Source organism: Aquamicrobium aerolatum DSM 21857 (genome assembly GCF_900113935.1).
In the GTDB taxonomy this organism is placed as follows: domain Bacteria; phylum Pseudomonadota; class Alphaproteobacteria; order Rhizobiales; family Rhizobiaceae; genus Aerobium; species Aerobium aerolatum.
The window spans coordinates 154,837-172,444 of the sequence record NZ_FORF01000004.1; the positions used below are offsets into that span (position 1 = coordinate 154,837).

The window sequence follows — 17,608 nt, forward strand, 5'->3', positions numbered from 1 at the left end:
TCCGATTTTGACGTTTTCGTAAACGTCACTTTTTACCTGATCGCTGCAGAATGTGGAGTCCGCATTTTCACATGGCCTACTCGATAGCAAGCTCTGGACAGGGTGCGGATGTCATTGAACGAATCCCGTTACAGGGTTAACCATGGAAAACTAGAGCCAGTACGATGGGACAAGCCGTTGGATCCGTTTGAAAAAGCGATACGAGCAGCCTTTGAGAAAGGGGATGCTTCAGATCGAGCTTATCGCGAGAAGGTTTATCGTTCGGCTTTTGCTGCGCTTGAGCGCGCGCTGAAAGCGAATCCGCAGACCACGGTCGAAAACGCGATGCGCCGCAAGCAGATGCTGTCGGCGCAGATATCGCAGATCGAATCTGAGTTCATCCCGGCGGTCGCGCCTGCGGTCGCGCCATCTCCTGCAGGAAATCGCGCGCCTGAAGTCGCCGTCGATCGGGAGAACGCGAGCCGCGGCACGTCGCGCCCTTCTTATGATGAAGAGGTCGAGGCACCTTCCTATGGCGAATATGCGCCGCGCCAGCGCCGTCGTCGCCCCTGGCTGTCGCTTGTCATCACGTTTGTTGTGCTCGCGTTGCTCGGTATTGGGGGTTGGCTATTCTTCGCCCCCGGACCGATTGATCCCGGATTCCCGACTTCGCCGCCCATGGACACGGAAGATTTCTCGCCTGAGCAGGAGCAGACACGGGCCACCCCGCCGCCGCTGTCCGGGCAGGATCTGACTGACTGGATCATGGTGTTCCAGCCCAGCGACGCGACCACGGTCACCGCGCCGGGAGATTCGCGCGCGGAGCTGATGCAGGAAGAAAACGGCCCCTTCATTCGTATCACATCAGGATCATCCGGGTCGCCGATTTTGTTCGACGTGCGTGAGAGCGTCCTGCAAGCGCTCATTGGCAGCCGCGTCGTCTTCAACATCGTGGCGCGCGCCCAGGACGGGGCGGAAACCCAGATGTCAGTCGAATGCTCGCTGGGGGAATTGGGGGATTGCGGGCGCAAGCGCTATAGCGTCGGTGCGGCGGAGGAAGAGTTCCTCTTCGAGATCGATCTGCCACGCGTCAATCCGGGTGCAGGCGGCACCATCGCCATCAACCCGGATGTTGAAGGCTCGGGTCGCAGCGTCGATGTGTATGCCATCCGCGTCACCAAAGTCCCCCGCTGATTGCCACACTCACCTTGCGGGATCGCTCAGCATCGCTTCCAGCGTCTCTAGCCGGTCGGCTTCGCTCGGCGGCTTGTCCCAGCGCAGCCGTGAAATGCGCGGAAATCGCATGGCCACGCCGGACTTGTGCCGCGTCGAGCGGTTGAGCCCTTCGAACGCCACTTCCAGCACCAGTCCATGCTGGGCGTCCGCGCGCACCGAGCGCACCGGCCCGAACCGCTCCACCGTGTGTCGCGCACGAATTTGTCGATCTGCTTCAGTTCCTCGTCGGTGAAGCCGAAATAGGCCTTGCCGACCGGCACAAGCGCATCGCCTTTCCACACTCCAAACGTGTAGTCGGAATAAAACCCCGACCGTTTGCCGTGACCGCGCTGCGCATACATCAGCACCGCGTCGATGATGTGCGGGTCGCGCTTCCACTTGAACCACGGTCCTTTCGGGCGGCCCGGCACATAGGCTGAATCCAGCCGCTTCAGCATCACGCCTTCGATGATCGGATGCGGCGGTGCCAGCCTTATCGTGTCGAGCTGCGCCCAGTCGGAAAACGGCACCAGCGGCGACAGGTCGAACCGCGCCGGATCGAGGTTGCGCAGGAATGCCTCAAGCCGCGCCCGCCTTTCATGGAAGGGCAGGGCGCGCAGATCGACATCACCGTCAAGCATCAGGTCATAGCAGCGCACGAACACCGGAAAGTCGCGGATTGTCTTTGCGGCCACGCTCTTGCGGTTGAGCCGCTGTTGCAGGTCTGAAAACGTCCCGACATGCTCCGGCGGTCGCCCGACCAGCAACTCGCCGTCCACCGCGCCGGCAAAATCCATCGCTTCGACCAGATCGGGAAACGCCGCCGAAATCTCGTCGCCGCTGCGCGAATAAAGCCTTCGCCGCCCGCCTTCGCCCACCGCCTGCACGCGGATGCCGTCCCATTTCCACTCGGCGGCATAATCGCTTGGCTCAAGCTTCTCCAGATCACCGTCCTGCACCGGATTGGCCAGCATCACCGGGCGAAACAGCGCCAGCGCAGCCCGTTCGGGTTTTTCCGCGCGACCATCCAGCCACGCAAACAACCCGGCATAGGGCGGCTCCAGCCCGTGCCAGATTTCCTCGATGTCGTGGACATCGACCTCGCCATAATCGGCGAGCGCTTGCTTGGCCAGCCGCGCCGAAACGCCGACCCGCAGACCACCGGTCACCAGCTTGATGATCGCAAAGCGCGAATCTGGTTGCAACCGGTCGAGCAGTCCGGCCAGCACCATCGGCGCATCCGACCGGCTCGCGCCGTGCAGCGCCTCGACCGCATAAGATAGCGAAATGTCGGTGTCGTTCGTCGTTGCCCCACGCGGCGCAGGCCACACCAGCGAGATCGTTTCGGCAAGGTCGCCGACATAATCATACGAATACGCAAACAGCACTGCGTCCATCCGCTCTGCAATCAGCGCCCGCAGCAAGGCTGGCTTGACCGCGGCAAATGAGAGTTCCCCCGTCAGCGCCGCCAGCGCCAACCCACGGTCGGGGTCGGGCGTCTCGCGAAAATAATCCTGCATCAGTTTCAGCTTGGCATTGCGCGACGGTGTCAGCAGCAAGCGGTCGAGCAGTTCGGCAAAACGCCTCATTCCGCCTCGTCCTCATAGCCGACGAGATGGAGCGGACGCGCGGCGATGCTGTTGAGTTCGCACCAGCGCACCAGCGCTTCCTCGCGCCCGTGCGTGACCCACACCTCGCTCGCGCCGGTTTCGGGAATCGTCTCTGTCAATTCGTCCCAGTCGCAATGATCCGACACGATCAGCGGCAGTTCGACGCCGCCTTGCTTGGCGCGCTGGCGAATGCGCATCCAGCCCGACGCAAACGCCGAAACCGGGTCGGGAAACCGCCGCGCCCATTTGTCGGTAAAGGCCGAGGGCGGGCCGACGATGATCGCACCGGCGAAATCCGCGCGCGTGCGCTGGTCGGCGGTGGCAGGTTCCAGCCGTCCGAGGTCAATCCCCTGGCTCTGATAATATTCGCACAACCGTGCCATCGCGCCGTGAATATAGATGGGTTTGTCGTAGCCGGCATCGCGGATCAATCTGATCATCCTTTGTGCCTTTCCCAGCGCATAAGCGCCCACAAGATGCGCGCGCTCGGGAAATTGCGACACCGATTTCAGCAGCTTTCCGACTTCGTCGCTTGCTTTCGGGTGACGAAACACAGGCAGGCCAAATGTTGCCTCGGTGATGAACACCTCGCACGCCACGGGTTCGAACGCCTGGCAGGTTGGATCGCTGGCGCGCTTGTAGTCGCCGGACGCAACAATGCGCAGCCCGCCATGTTCCACCGCAATTTGCGCCGATCCCAACACATGACCAGCCGGGTGAAAAGTGAGTGTAACCCCATTGATGGTGACCGGCTCCCGCCACATCGCCACTTGCGTCGTCGTGGCGAAATTGTCGCCATAGCGCAGCGCCATGATGTCGAGCGTCTGCCGCGTCGCCAGCACATGGCCGTGGCCTGCGCGGGCATGGTCGGCATGGCCATGCGTGATTGCTGCGCGCTCCACCGGCCGCACCGGGTCGATGAAGAAATTCCCGATCGGACAGTAAAGCCCTTCGGGGCGGGGGTGAAGCAGGTCGCTTGGCAGCATGCCATCATAGATAGGCTTGCGTCCTCCCAAGGGAAACCCCGGCGCAGAATATGCGCAGAAATGTCCGCGATGGGCTCTCGGGTCTTGGCGATCAGCAGCTCACGCACTAACTTTGTCGCGTGACCCCACCATCGCCTCCCGACCTGCTACCTGAAATATTTACCCGCTGGTTTGTCGAGCGTGGATGGTCGCCCCGCCCGCATCAGTTGACCCTGCTGCAAGAGGCGCAGGCGGGCCAGTCTGTGCTGCTGATTGCGCCGACCGGCGCCGGCAAGACATTGGCTGGTTTTTTACCCGCGCTGACCGATCTTGCCATGCGGCCAAAGCGCAAACCGGGTGAAGCACATCGCGGCGTTCACACGCTATATATCTCGCCGCTGAAAGCCCTCGCGGTCGACATCGAGCGTAACCTGTCGCGACCGGTTGTAGAGATGCAGCTTCCCGTCAGCATCGAAACCCGCACTGGCGACACGCCCCATCACAAGCGCCAACGGCAGAAACTCGCCCCGCCCGACATCCTCCTGAGCACACCTGAGCAGCTGGCGCTGCTGATTGCATCCAAGGATGCTGACCGCTTCTTTGCGGATCTCAAATATGTCGTTCTCGACGAGCTGCACTCGCTCGTCACGTCCAAACGCGGACATCTTCTCGCGCTCGGTCTGGCGCGGTTGCGCAAGCTGGTGCCGTCGCTCCAGACCATCGGCCTTTCGGCAACGGTCGCCGAGCCTGATGCGCTGCGCCGCTGGCTGGTGGCGCAGAACCCTCCTGGAAATATGGCCGCGTTGATCACGGTGGCCGGTGGGGCAAAGCCGATCATCACCATTCTGGAATCCGAAGAGCGCGTGCCGTGGGCCGGGCATTCGGCGCGCTATGCCATCGTCGATGTCTATGAGGCGATCAAGGCTCACCGAACGACGCTGCTGTTCGTCAACACGCGCTCACAGGCGGAGTTTCTTTTCCAGGAACTGTGGCGCGTCAACGACGACACATTGCCGATTGCGCTGCATCATGGCTCGCTCGACGTAGCCCAGCGTCGTCGCGTCGAGAATGCCATGGAGGCTAATGCGCTGCGCGCCGTCGTCGCCACTTCGACGCTCGACCTTGGCATCGACTGGGGCGACGTCGATCTGGTGATCCATGTTGGCGCGCCCAAGGGTGCCAGCCGTCTGGCGCAGCGCATCGGTCGCTCCAATCACCGTATGGACGAGCCAAGCCGCGCCATTCTCGTCCCGGCCAACCGTTTCGAGGTGCTGGAGTGCCGTGCGGCGCTCGAGGCCAATTATCTTGGCGCGCAGGATACGCCCCCCCTCATTGACGGCGCGCTCGACGTCCTCGCGCAGCACATCATGGGCATGGCCTGTGCCGCACCGTTCGACGCCCATGCGCTGTGGCAGGAGGTGCGCGCCGCCGAGCCCTACGCCCGGCTCGACGAGGCCATTTTCGTGCGCGTCGTCGATTTCGTTGCCACTGGCGGTTATGCGCTGCGCAGTTACGAGCGATACGCCCGCATACGCCAGACCAAAGAGGGGCTTTGGCGCGTCTCACATCCCCGCTACGCCCAGCAATACCGGCTCAATGTCGGCACGATCGTCGAAGAAGCGATGCTCAATGTCCGGCTCATCAAGCGCGGCGGACGCCGTGGCGCGATGGGGGGCATGACGCTTGGCAAGGTGGAAGGGGGCTTTGTCGAAAGCCTCACGCATGGCGACACGTTCCTGTTCGCCGGCAAGATGCTGCGTTTCGAAGGCATCCGCGAGAACGAGGTCTATGTCTCCAACGCCGCCGGGCAGGACGCCAAGGTGCCATCCTATGCCGGCGGGAAGTTTCCGCTGTCGACCTATCTGGCGGCGGAAGTGCGTTCGATGCTGGCAAACCCAAAGCGCTGGCAGGCGCTGCCGGAGCAGGTCGCTGGGTGGCTTGAGATGCAAAAGCTCAAGTCGATGCTGCCAAACGCCGCCGATCTGCTTGTCGAGACTTTCCCACGCGGCAAGCGCTTTTACATGGTGCTGTATCCGTTCGAGGGGCGGCTGGCGCACCAGACATTGGGGATGCTGCTGACACGGCGGTTGGAGCGCGCGGGCGCGCGTCCGCTCGGCTTTGTCGCCACCGACTATTCGCTTGGTGTATGGGCGCATGGCGATCTCGGCGCGATGATCGCCAGCGGTGAACTGTCGTTATCGGCATTGTTCGACGAGGACATGCTGGGCGACGATCGCGACGCATGGCTGGCGGAAAGTTACATGCTCAAGCGCACGTTTCGCGCCTGCGCCGTCATTTCCGGACTGATCGAAAAGCGTCACCCCGGCAAGGAGAAAACCGGGCGGCAGGTCACCGTCTCCGCCGACCTCATCTACGACGTGCTGCGAACTCACGATCCCGACCACATCCTGCTGCATGCCACGCGTGCGGACGCTGCTGCTGGCCTCTTGGATGTCAGGAGACTTGCCGACATGCTCTCGCGAATCAGGGGCCATATCGTGCATAAGCCGCTTGATAGGATTTCCCCGCTTGCGGTTCCGGTCATGCTCGAAATCGGTCGTGAAAGCGTCAAGGGCGAGGCTGATGACGTGCTGCTGTCGGAGGTCGAGGACGATCTGATCCGCGAAGCAATGTCGTGATGAGAAGGGCGTAGGGCCAGATTGCAATGAACGTTGCGAACCGCATGTCAGGCTTTGTACCGCGCACCGGAGAAATCACCATCGCCGGTCAGGTTGCGCTGTGCGATCCCCGCGGAGCCTTGTTCCTGCCCCATCTGAACTTGCTGGTGGTTTCTGACCTTCATCTGGAGAAGGGCTCGTCTGCCGCGCGGCGCGGAAGCTTGCTTCCTCCTTACGACACCGGCGCGACGCTCGACCGGCTGGCTGCGGTGATCGACGATCTTCGCCCTTCCACCGTGCTCAGTCTTGGCGATAGTTTTCATGACGATGGCGGGGCAGGGCGAATGCCCGGCTTCTACCGCGAAAAGCTGCTCGCGTTGATGACGGGGCGCGACTGGATCTGGGTCACCGGTAATCATGATCCTCAGGCTCCCGTCGGTCTGCCGGGAATGGTCGCCGAGGAAATCGCCATCGACGGCTTGCGCTTCCGCCACGAGCCTTCGGCGGGCGCTCAGAGCGGTGAGATTGCCGGCCATCTTCATCCGGGCGCGATGGTCATTCAGCGTGGCCGCGCGGTACGCCGACGCTGCTTTGCGGCTGACGGCGACCGCCTGATCATGCCCGCTTTCGGTGCGTTCACCGGTTCGCTCAACGTGCTTGACCGCGCCTATCATGGCCTGTTCCGTTGGGAACGCTTCATCGCCCACATGCTTGGCAATGTGCGTGTCTATGCCATTCCGGGTGGCCGCTTGCGGATGGGTTGAGCGCACTCAACTCCTGCAACTGGCTTCATGCCGCCTTGCTGATCGGCTTGTCGCGCACCGGAATGCGAACAGAGACGATGGTGCCGACATTTTCGGTCGAGCGGATTTTTAGCGCGCCGCCGTGAAGTTCCGCCAACGAGCGCGAAATGGCGAGGCCGAGGCCGGAGCCGGTGTGGTTCTTGGAGAACTGGTTCTGAACCTGCTCGAATGGGCGGCCGAGCTTCTTGAGCGCTTCTTTCGGAATCCCGCAGCCATTGTCCTCGATCGACAGCATGATCGCGCCAGCGACCTTGCGCGCGCGCAGGGAAATGTGACCGCCGTGGTCGGTGAACTTCACCGCATTGGACAACAGGTTGAGCACAATTTGCTTGATCGCCCGTCGATCGGCGAAAAGCACCATCGAGTCGGAGATTTTCGTTTCCAGCGTAATCGACTTGTCGGCGGCTTGCAGCGACACGACGCGCACGGTTTCGCTGATCATCGGCGCGAGGTCGATCCCCTCGCGCTCGATCGAAAACTGCCCCGCCTCGATCTTGGCCATGTCGAGGATGTCGTTGATGACGCCGAGCAGATAGGCGCCGGCGGCGTGAATATCCTTGACGTATTCGTCGTATTTGTCAGACCCGAGCGGCCCGAAATAGGCCTGCTGCATCATCTCTGAAAAGCCGATGATCGCATTCAGCGGGGTTCGCAGCTCGTGACTCATATTGGCGAGGAATTCCGATTTTGCCTGGCTGGCCGCTTCGGCTCGCTCGGTTTCCTTCATGTATTTACGGTTCAGTTCGACCAGTTCGCTCGTGCGCTCGCCCTCTGCCTTGCGGGCAAGGCTGAGGTCATGGATCGTCGCCATCAGGCGGCGTTCACTGTCGACGAGCTTGGCCTGATGCTGCTTGAGCTGGGTGATGTCCGCGCCGACCGACACCATGCCGCCGTCGCGGGTCGGCAACTCGTTGACCTGAAGCCAGCGCCCATCCGCCAGCTGCCGCTCGAATGAAGCGCCGCCGGAAGGCCCGTTGGGATTTGCCAGACGACGCTCGTTTGCAAAAGCGCTCATGCGCATCTCGATCCATGCGCGCGATGTGCCGGGCACGACATCCTGCGGCGTCAGGCCGTTGTCCTGCTGATATTTGGAGTTGCACATCACCAGCCGTTGCGAGGCATCCCAGAGCACGAAGGATTCCGAAATGCTCTCGATAGCGGTGCGCAGACGCAGGTCGGCGGTTTCCGACAGCTGCGCCAGCGTGCGCTGCTCGGAAATGTCGATGGCGATGCCGACAAGATGGATTTCGGAAGCATCCGGGTCGCTGACCTGCGCCTTGGCGCGAATCCACGTCCAGTTGCCGTCGGCATGACGCATGCGGAAAATCTTGTCGAGTTGGGTCAGTTCACGGGCGACGATACGGTTTGCGATGTCGAAAAGGTCGCCATCATCGGGGTGGATGATTTCGGAGACCGCGCCGAAAGACAGCATTGCGTCGGAGGGCTCGTAGCCCAGCATTTCATACATCGAAGGCGACCAGTACATCTTGCCGCGCACCATGTCCCAGTCCCAGAGACCGCAGCGGCCGCGCACAAGGGCAAGATCGACGCGTTCATGCGCCTCAAGATAGAGCCTGTCGGCAGCTCGGGCGCGCGCGGCCTGCCCGAAATAGGCGTAGAGGATGACCAGCAGCACCGCAGCCGTGGCCACGAACAAAGTGATGTTCAGCGTGACGGTCTTTCGCCACTCCTGAAACACTGCATCTTGCCTGATCAGCGCAACAGCCGCGCCTGATCTTCCATCGGCCAGTGCCAGCGCGGCGTACCATGTCTGGTCGCCGATGCGCACATTCATCACCCCGGCGCGCTCGCCGAACAGGAACAGGGGCTGCCCTCCATAGATGAAGCTTTCGAGCGACCGTCCTACCCATCCCGCGCCTGCCGGCGTCGCGGCCTGAACCTTCAGCGCGCTGTCTGTGACGAGAATTATGTGCTGGTTCGTCAATGCACCGGAAAACGCCATGTCTTCGGTAAGTGCGTTGTATCGGTTGGGGTCATTGCTACCGCGCATTTCGGTCAGCGTCAGCGACTGCGAAATTTGCGATGCGGCCAGGCTGAGCAACCCCTTTGCGGAGTGCTCGATGTCGTCACGCTGGGCCATCAATGACAGGAAGCGTGTTCCTGCAACGATGATGAGAAACAGCACGATGAGGATCGGGATGACACGTCGCAGATAGGGTTCCGAGGCCAGCAACCGCTTGTAGGCGGGCGCGGCAATCATCCGCGCATGTCCGGTCATGCCAAGGCCAGCCCGCCGCGCTGCCGAGCGCCGGACATAAAAATCCCCTTCGGGCGCGTGCCACGCGTCCGCCTTGGCCATGAAACGGCTCCCCATCTGTCCCTCTGAAGATCCGGCAACGCCGCACGCCCGAATCGTCCCTAAAGAATCAGACGCGATTCGCACTGTCCAGTGCCCGCGAGGCCAATTCTTACAATTTAGTTACAAAGCGGCGCAATTTTGGCGCGCCGCCCTGTTTGCGGGAGCAGGCGATCACGAAAGAATGCGCTCGACGATATCACGCAGATCGCTGGAAAGATCTTCGCGCGAAGAAATCATCACCAGCACCTGCCGCGCAGCTTCCTGCCGCTTCGGCTCCAGCGAGCGCCACGAGCGCAGCGCGGTTGCCAGACGTGCAGCCACCTGCGGATTGCGTTTCTCGACTTCCAGAACCGTCGTTGCAAACAGACGGTAGCCTTCGCCGTCGTCGCGATGGAAACCGGTCTGGTTCAGGGTCGCAAACGTTCCCATCAGCGCCCGCACACGGTTGGGGTTGCCAATCGAGAAGGCGGGGTGGTCAAGAAGGGAGCGCACGACCTCCACGGCGTTAGCGCCGGGCGTGCTTGCTTGAATCTGGAACCACTTGTCCATCACCAGCGGATCGTTCGTGTAGGTGTCTTCAAAACGCGCCAGTGCAGCGCTCGCTTCGACATGGCCGGGGAAGCGGTGCGCCAGTATCGTCAGCGCCGCGGCCTTGTCGGTCATGTTGGTGGCGCTGGCAAATTGTGCGGCTGCATAGGTCGGTTGGTCGCTCGACAGCGACAGATAATCGAGCAGCACGTTTCGAAGGGCACGCTTTCCTGCGCTTGCAGCATCGGGCCGGAATTCGCCTGCATCGTGAATGCCGTAGAGGGTGGCGAACTGATCCGCGTTGGCGCAGGCGATTGCTTTCGCCAGCCCTTCTCGCGCCATGAAGACGGCATCCGGATTGATATTTGCGCCGATCTCCCGCGCAATGTCGGATTCGGAAGGCAAGGTCAGCGCCAGAGCCCGGAATGCGGGTTCGAGGCTGTCGTCTCGGGCCATCTCCCCCATCGTCGCGATCAGATTGGGATCGTGTGCAACGTTCGCCTGGCCGCTCACGGCGCGATAGGCTCGAATGGTGGCGTCGGTAAGCAGCGTGTTGAGCGCCTGCCAGCGGGCGAAAAGGTCGCTATCGTTTCGCGCCAGAAAAACCAGATCCTCTGGACGTTGCTCCATCGAGAGCGTCATGGGTGCCGAAAATCCGCGATTGAGGGATAGAGCAGGGCGTTTGGGAATGCCGTGAAAGACAACGCTATGCTTCCGTTTGCGCACATGAATCACGCCATTTTCGACCTGCGCACCTTCGATTTGCGCGGCGACAATGTCCTGCCCGTCTTCGCCGACCAGCCCGAATGCAAGCGGGATATGCATGAGCCGCTTGCGGCTTTCAGATGGCGTCGGCGGCACCGATTGCTCGATCTCGACGCGAAATGTTGCGTCGGCGGCGTTGTGGGTTGCGGTGACGGCCAGATTCGGCGTGCCGGCCTGATGATACCAGAGGGCGAACTGCGAAAGGTCTTGCTCTGACGCGTCCTCAAAGGCGCGGATGAAGTCCTCGATCGTCGCCGCTTCACCGTCATGGCGCTCGATGTACAGCTTGAGTCCCCGTGCAAATGCTTCTGCACCCAGAACGGTGCGGATCATGCGCACTACCTCGGAGCCCTTCTCGTAGACCGTTGCCGTGTAGAAGTTGGCGATCTCGCGATAGCGGCGCGGGCGCACGGGATGTGCAAGCGGCCCCTGATCTTCCGGAAACTGCATCGCGCGCAAGGTCCGTACTTCCGCGATGCGCTTGACCGGGCGGGATCGCTGGTCGGCGGAGAATTCATGGTCGCGGAAGACGGTCAGCCCTTCCTTGAGGCAGAGCTGAAACCAGTCCCGGCAGGTGATGCGGTTACCGGTCCAGTTGTGGAAATATTCGTGCGCGACGATGGCCTCGATGTTCGCGAAATCCGCATCGGTGGCTGTTGCTTCATCGGCAAGGATGTACTTGTCGTTGAAGACGTTCAGGCCCTTGTTCTCCATCGCTCCCATGTTGAAATCGGAGACGGCGACAATGTTGAAGACGTCGAGATCGTACTCAAGTCCGAACACCTCTTCGTCCCAGACCATGGAGCGTTTCAGGGCATCCATCGCGTAGGCCGCGCGCGCCTTCTTGCCATGCTCGACATAGATGCCAAGCTCGACCTTCCGGCCGGAAGCGGTGATGAAACTGTCTTCAAGAACGTCAAAGTCGCCGGCAACGACTGCGAACAGGTAGGAAGGCTTGGGAAACGGGTCATGCCACACCGCGTAGTGGCGCCCGCTGCCAAGATCGCCCTGCTCGACCGGATTGCCATTCGACAACAGTGTCGGTGCGGTGGCCCGGTCAGCCTCGATGCGCACGGTGTAGACCGACAGAACGTCGGGCCGGTCGTAGAAATAGGTGATGCGTCGAAACCCTTCCGGCTCGCACTGCGTGCAGTAGACGCCGTTGGAACGGTAGAGGCCCATCAGCGTGCTGTTGCGCGATGGATCGAGTTGTGTGACGACCGTGAGCGTAAATCGCGCTGAGGCGGGTGGGGCGGTCAGGATCAGCTGCTGCGGGCTTGCCTGATATCCGGAAGCGTCGACGGGCCTGCCGTCGAGTTCGAGCCGAACCAGTGAAAGCTCGTCGCCGTCCAGCACCAGCGGCGTTCCTGCCTCCACTCCCTTGCGGCGTTCGAACTGGAGCTGTGCCGTGACAATGGTCGCTTCTGGCTGCAACTCAAAAGTCAGTTTCGTTTCGGGGATCAGGTAATCGCTGGGTTGGTAATCCTCGATCTTGAAGATCTGACCGGTGTCCTGACGCATAAGCACATGTTCCTGCTGTGGGACGATGATCGTCCTTATTGTCCGTCAAGCAGTCTTACATGATCCGATGCGCCCGCAACACCGTCAGCTGGACCAACGCTTGCAAGGCCGAGAGGGCCAAAGGTCGCGTTGTCACTCTCCGATGCGATGCTCTATCGTGACGTTCTGGAAATTTACGCCTTGGTGTTAAACTTGTGATGAACTAGAGCATGTCTGCCGAAAGCGGGAACCGGTTTCGGGACAAAGAGATGCGTAAATACAGAAACTTGAAGCGTGTGAATCGAATCCAGGAGATCGCGACACGCTTTGAGCGGGAACAAATGATTCCGTAGCGCTCGAGTGCGCGACCTTGCCTTGCTGCCACTTTTCCGAATGAGCCTGCGTTGACATCATCTTCAGCAATATCCGGTAATGCCCTGCGCGGGATTGCCCTCAAGATCGCGTCGGTCGCAATTTTCGTCGGTATGTCGACATGCATCAAGGCGGCTGGCCAGCTGCCGGCGGGGCAGATCGTATTTTTTCGCTCATTTTTTGCCATTCTTCCCATTGTCATCATGCTGGCGTGGCGCAAGGAACTGCGTCAGGGTCTGACGACGGCGCATCCCTGGGGCCACATTGCACGTGGTGTTGTCGGTGTGATGTCGATGGGGCTTGGCTTCTTTGCGTTGACGCGTCTGCCGTTGACCGATGCGATCACGCTTAACTATGCGCAGCCATTGCTGGTGATCGTCTTCAGCGCGATATTTTTGCGCGAAGCCATTCATATGTATCGCTGGTCGGCCGTGCTTGTCGGGCTGGTCGGAGTTGTCACGATTTCATGGCCCAAGCTGACCCTGTTTGGTGCGGAAGACCCGATGAGCGTCGATATGGCCGCCGGTGTGCTCGCTGCGCTGGTTGCCGCGGCCATGTCCGCCGTCGCGCTGCTGCTCGTGCGCAGGCTGGTCCACACGGAAAAGACGGCAACGATCGTGCTTTGGTTCTCATTGACCGCATCGGTCGCGGGCCTTTGCACCGCTCCCTTCGGCTGGGCAGCCCTGACATTCGAGCAGACGGCATTTCTGATTGGGGCAGGGTTCTGCGGCGGTGTCGCGCAGATCTTCATGACGCAAAGCTATCGCTATGCCGAAGCGTCGACCGTGGCGCCGTTCGAATACACGTCCATGATCCTGGGTATCATTGTCGGCTACTGGGCATTTGGCGATATTCCGACACTCCATACGATTGTCGGCGGCGCTATCGTCATCAGTGCCGGTCTGTTTATCATCTGGCGTGAGCGGCAGTTGGGTCTGGAGCGCGGCGCGGCCAGAAAAGTCTCTCCGCCACAATAACGGGCGTCAGCCGCGTAGTTCTTCCAGCTTCGCGCGGATTTCAAGCAGATCGCGCCAGACCAGCTTCTTGTGTGCCGGATTGCGCAGCAGATAGAGCGGGTGCAGCGTCGGCATCGTCGGTATTTCTGCGCCCGAGGCGGTGCGGTGCACCTTCCATGTGCCGCGCAGCCGCAACACCGCGTCATTGGCGTCGAGCAAAACCTTTGCGGGTGGGCCGCCGAGCGTGACCAGAACCTTTGGATTGACCAGTTCAATTTGCCGCTCGATGAACGGACGGCAGATTTCGGTTTCAAGCGCTGTTGGCGCGCGATTGCCGGGCGGACGCCAGGAAACCACATTCGCAATGTAAGCGCCTTCGCTGCGATCGATGCCGATTGCCGCCAGCATGCGGTCAAGCAGGCTGCCGGTGCGACCGGCAAACGGGATGCCTTCGATGTCCTCGTCTCGTCCCGGCGCCTCGCCGACGAGCATCAGATCGGCTGCCGCGTTTCCGTCGCCGAAAACCAGTTGCTTGGCGGTGAATTTGAGATTGCAGCCGTCGAAACCGGCAAGAATTTCCCGAAGTTCGTCCAGCGACTGCGCTTTGCTCGCCAGTTCGCGGGCACGGGCCGCCTGCGCATCGTCAGGCACTGACATGGCCGCAGCGGGGCGCGCTGGTTCCGGGGCGCGGGCAGGTTGCTGGCGTGGAAGTTCGCGCGCTGGCGACGCAGTCCGCGCGAGCTGGGTGGCCGCCACTTCAGCAATGCGATCGACAGGCGCGTCCAGCAGCGCTTCATCCACGCCTGCATCTGCGTAAAACAGCAGCAGTTCACGCAGATATGCCGGATCGAGAGGGGGTGGGGCTGAAATTTCCATGTCCTATTGTCGCTTGTCGGCACAGCCGGGGCAAGGAGCCAGTCGCCAAATTCCACTTCCGGTGGAAAATGGCGCAGGCTCAGAGCGACGATGGCTGAAGCGCTGCACGCGCCTTGAACGTAACGCCAGACAACTGCAATCGACAGACTTTAATTGACGTTTACGTAAGATGAATATATTTTGCTTGGAATCCCCCACCTTCATGGACGTAAAGCGCATTCGAGCCTGTACCGTTTCGGCGAAACATGCATTAAGAGCGCTGGGATAGTAAGACTTTGAGTGCCGACGGGCGGACGCGGAGGTTTTCGATGAGCGATGTAGAACGCGAGAGCATGGAATTCGACGTTGTAATCGTGGGGGCTGGCCCGGCAGGGCTGTCTGCAGCGATCCGTCTGAAGCAGGTCAACCCGGACCTCTCCGTTGTCGTGCTCGAGAAGGGTGCGGAAGTTGGTGCCCACATCCTGTCGGGCGCTGTCGTTGATCCGGTTGGGATCGACCGGTTGCTGCCGGAATGGCGCGAGGAAAGCGACCATCCGTTCAAGACGCCTGTCACGGATGACCACTTCATGCTGCTCGGGCCTGCCGGTGCGTTGCGCATTCCGAATTTCCTGATGCCGCCGCTGATGAACAATCATGGCAACTACATCGTCTCGCTGGGCAATGTCTGTCGCTGGCTCGCCGGCCATGCCGAGGCGCTTGGCGTGGAGATTTACCCAGGCTTTGCCGCCGCCGATGTGCTGTACAACGATGCGGGCGCGGCAATCGGTGTCGTCACAGGCGATATGGGTGTCGAGCGCGACGGCTCGCACGGTCCGAACTATGCTCCGGGCATGGCGCTTCTGGGCAAATATGTCCTGATCGGCGAGGGCGTGCGCGGTTCGCTGGCCAAGCAGCTGATTTCGAAGTTCTCGCTGGGCGAGGGGCGCGAGCCGCAGAAATTCGGCATCGGCCTGAAAGAGCTTTGGCAGGTCAAGCCCGAGAACCACAAGCCAGGCCTCGTGCAGCATTCGTTCGGCTGGCCGCTGGGCGGCGCGACCGGTGGCGGCTCGTTCCTCTATCACCTTGAAGACAATCAGGTTGCGGTCGGCTTCGTCGTTCACCTCAACTACAAGAATCCCTACCTCGCACCGTTCGAGGAATTCCAGCGTTTCAAGACGCATCCGTCCGTCAGCCCCACTTTCGAGGGCGCCAAGCGGATTTCCTACGGCGCACGCGCGATCACTGAGGGCGGCTTCCAGTCGGTGCCGAAGCTGTCCTTCCCCGGCGGCGTGCTGATGGGCTGCTCGGCTGGCCTCGTCAACGTTCCGCGCATCAAGGGCTCGCACAATGCGGTTCTGTCAGGAATGATGGCCGCCGAGCACGTCGCGCAGGCGATCTCGGAAGGTCGTCAGCATGACGAACTGGTCGGCTACGAGAACGAGTGGCGCGCAAGCGATATCGGCAAGGATCTGAAGAAGGTCCGCAACGTCAAGCCGCTGTGGTCGAAGCTTGGTCTGTGGCTGGGCGTTGGCCTGGGCGGTCTCGACATGTGGCTGAACACGCTGTTCGGAGCCTCGCCATTCGGCACCATGAAGCATGGCAAGACCGACGCTGCCTCGCTCGAACCGGCTTCAAAGCACAAGAAGATCGATTATCCCAAGCCAGACGGCGTCCTGACTTTCGACCGTCTGTCCTCGGTGTTCCTGTCGAACACCAACCACGAAGAGGACCAGCCGATCCATCTTCACGTCAAGGACATGGAGTTGCAGAAGCGTTCGGAACACGACGTGTTTGCCGGTCCTTCCACGCGCTATTGCCCGGCGGGCGTATATGAATGGGTCGACGCCGACGGCAACGCCGCTGCCGACCGCATGGGCATCGACGTCAAGTTCGTGATCAACGCGCAGAATTGCGTTCACTGCAAGACCTGCGACATCAAGGATCCGAACCAGAACATCAACTGGGTTCCGCCACAGGGTGGCGAAGGCCCGGTCTACCCGAACATGTAAGCTGGAAATGCAGCCTGACGGACCATATTCGTCAGGCTGTCGCCGGTCACTGAAGCGCGACGCTCAGGACTGGTTGCTGCTCTTCCACAGGGCGCAGTCCGAATTCCATCAGAACCGGCAGATGATCCGAACTTCCGCCGGTGAGCGTGCGAGCGCTCAGCGGGACGATCCGTCCCTTCGTCATCACATTGTCGATGGGCAGGCCGATCAGCGGTCGAAGACGGTCGGGCAGCATCGCGGTGAGCCATGTTGGCCCGAGGCCGCGAATGATTGTCGCGTTCAGCCCCGCCTCGACCTTGCGTGCGGTGTTGCTCCACGGAACGGCATTGAGATCACCCGCAAACAGCGCTGTTTCCCCGACTTTCTGAAGCATGGGGAGCACGGTTTTTATCTGCCAGTTTTGATCGAACGGCCATGGCCAGCCAAGGTGCAGCGTCGCGACATCGACATTTTGCCCGCCAAGATCCACAACTGCATGGGCAAACGACCCACGGTCACCGCAAATCGGCGCGATGCCGTGCGCAAATGGGCGTCGCGAGAAGATGGCGACGCCGCCTATCTCGGCGTGTCGAGGACAAACGACGCTATAAGGATAGACGCCGCGCAGCACTTCCAGTTGGGTGCGCCAATGGTCCGACACTTCATTGAATGTCATGACGTCTGGCCGGTATTGCCCGATCAGCGAGAGGATCGCCTCAGGACGCGCATTGTCGAAACGCAGATTTGCGTGAAACAGGCGGTAGACCGCGCCCGTCGTCTCCCCCTCGCGTCCAGCACTGTCTGATGCGTTGGCGCTCGGCAGGGGCGAGAGCCAGGGCAGGCCGGTGGTGCTGATGAGGGAGGATACGGCCAGCAGGGCTGCAAATGCTGCTTCCGGCCAGAACCGCAATAGCATCAGCACCGGAACTGCGATCAGGAGCAGGGCTGCCAGATGAATACGAAAGTGTGAAAATGCATCAAATGCCGGATGTATCCAGCCCAGATAGCCAAAGGACAGAGCCCCGGCAACGCCGAGAACTGCGCACAAGACAAGCAGTCTGAATATCAGAAAAACGGAAATCTGGGTCATCGGCGCACCACCTGAACGAAAATTGGGGCGCAGCTATGGCCGCC

General features: G+C 61.1%; 10 protein-coding genes and 1 pseudogene. 5 read left to right on the top strand and 6 right to left on the bottom strand.

Annotation, left to right across the window (positions count from 1 at the left end; translation table 11 throughout):
* Positions 1 to 177 precede the first annotated feature (177 nt).
* Positions 178 to 1,173: a hypothetical protein gene (locus BMZ42_RS04920; RefSeq protein WP_091519331.1), complete on the top strand. Its 996-nt coding sequence runs from the start codon at positions 178 to 180 to the stop codon at positions 1,171 to 1,173.
* A 9-nt stretch (positions 1,174 to 1,182) separates the two neighbouring features.
* Here BMZ42_RS04920 and BMZ42_RS04925 read toward each other — a convergent pair.
* Both BMZ42_RS04925 and BMZ42_RS04930 read right to left on the bottom strand, forming a co-directional pair.
* Positions 1,183 to 2,783 (bottom strand): annotated as a pseudogene (locus BMZ42_RS04925) (cisplatin damage response ATP-dependent DNA ligase).
* On the bottom strand, positions 2,780 to 3,790 hold the full coding sequence (locus BMZ42_RS04930; protein ID WP_091519333.1) for a ligase-associated DNA damage response exonuclease: 1,011 nt from the start codon (positions 3,788 to 3,790) through the stop codon (positions 2,780 to 2,782). Before BMZ42_RS04930 ends, BMZ42_RS04925 begins: the two are co-directional and overlap by 4 nt.
* Positions 3,791 to 3,909: 119 nt before the next feature.
* On the opposite strand from BMZ42_RS04930, the gene BMZ42_RS04935 reads away from it, so the two are divergent.
* A complete protein-coding gene (locus tag BMZ42_RS04935) occupies positions 3,910 to 6,408 on the top strand; it encodes a ligase-associated DNA damage response DEXH box helicase (protein WP_244523155.1) in 2,499 nt (832 codons plus the stop codon).
* 26 nt (positions 6,409 to 6,434) lie between these two features.
* Entirely contained in the window at positions 6,435 to 7,151 is a 717-nt protein-coding gene (gene pdeM / locus BMZ42_RS04940) for a ligase-associated DNA damage response endonuclease PdeM (protein ID WP_091519335.1), read from the top strand.
* 25 nt (positions 7,152 to 7,176) lie between these two features.
* Here the strand turns inward: pdeM and BMZ42_RS04945 are convergent, their stop codons facing one another.
* Positions 7,177 to 9,510 carry a PAS domain-containing sensor histidine kinase gene (locus BMZ42_RS04945; RefSeq protein WP_091519337.1) on the bottom strand — a complete coding sequence of 778 codons (2,334 nt, stop codon included), beginning with the start codon at positions 9,508 to 9,510 and terminating at the stop codon, positions 7,177 to 7,179.
* Positions 9,511 to 9,681: 171 nt separating this feature from the next.
* Positions 9,682 to 12,324 carry an aminopeptidase N gene (pepN, locus tag BMZ42_RS04950; protein WP_091519340.1) on the bottom strand — a complete coding sequence of 881 codons (2,643 nt, stop codon included), beginning with the start codon at positions 12,322 to 12,324 and terminating at the stop codon, positions 9,682 to 9,684.
* A 383-nt stretch (positions 12,325 to 12,707) separates the two neighbouring features.
* On the opposite strand from pepN, the gene BMZ42_RS04955 reads away from it, so the two are divergent.
* Positions 12,708 to 13,652 carry a DMT family transporter gene (locus tag BMZ42_RS04955; protein ID WP_244523157.1) on the top strand — a complete coding sequence of 315 codons (945 nt, stop codon included), beginning with the start codon at positions 12,708 to 12,710 and terminating at the stop codon, positions 13,650 to 13,652.
* 6 nt (positions 13,653 to 13,658) lie between these two features.
* Here the strand turns inward: BMZ42_RS04955 and BMZ42_RS04960 are convergent, their stop codons facing one another.
* Positions 13,659 to 14,501 carry a uracil-DNA glycosylase gene (locus BMZ42_RS04960; protein ID WP_420492444.1) on the bottom strand — a complete coding sequence of 281 codons (843 nt, stop codon included), beginning with the start codon at positions 14,499 to 14,501 and terminating at the stop codon, positions 13,659 to 13,661.
* Between the two features lie 314 nt (positions 14,502 to 14,815).
* On the opposite strand from BMZ42_RS04960, the gene BMZ42_RS04965 reads away from it, so the two are divergent.
* Positions 14,816 to 16,495, top strand: coding sequence for an electron transfer flavoprotein-ubiquinone oxidoreductase (locus BMZ42_RS04965; protein ID WP_091519347.1), 1,680 nt, complete (start codon positions 14,816 to 14,818; stop codon positions 16,493 to 16,495).
* A 46-nt stretch (positions 16,496 to 16,541) separates the two neighbouring features.
* On the opposite strand, the gene BMZ42_RS04970 is transcribed toward BMZ42_RS04965, so the two are convergent.
* Positions 16,542 to 17,564, bottom strand: coding sequence for an endonuclease/exonuclease/phosphatase family protein (locus tag BMZ42_RS04970; protein WP_091519349.1), 1,023 nt, complete (start codon positions 17,562 to 17,564; stop codon positions 16,542 to 16,544).
* Between the last annotated feature and the right edge of the window lie 44 nt (positions 17,565 to 17,608).

Coding starts and splice junctions, on each gene's coding strand:
- BMZ42_RS04930 (WP_091519333.1), bottom strand. CDS start 3,790: ATGCTGCCAAGCGACCTGCTTCACCCCCGCCCCGAAGGGCTTTACTGT.
- pdeM (WP_091519335.1), top strand. CDS start 6,435: ATGAACGTTGCGAACCGCATGTCAGGCTTTGTACCGCGCACCGGAGAA.
- BMZ42_RS04945 (WP_091519337.1), bottom strand. CDS start 9,510: ATGGCCAAGGCGGACGCGTGGCACGCGCCCGAAGGGGATTTTTATGTC.
- BMZ42_RS04970 (WP_091519349.1), bottom strand. CDS start 17,564: ATGACCCAGATTTCCGTTTTTCTGATATTCAGACTGCTTGTCTTGTGC.
- pepN (WP_091519340.1), bottom strand. CDS start 12,324: ATGCGTCAGGACACCGGTCAGATCTTCAAGATCGAGGATTACCAACCC.
- BMZ42_RS04965 (WP_091519347.1), top strand. CDS start 14,816: ATGAGCGATGTAGAACGCGAGAGCATGGAATTCGACGTTGTAATCGTG.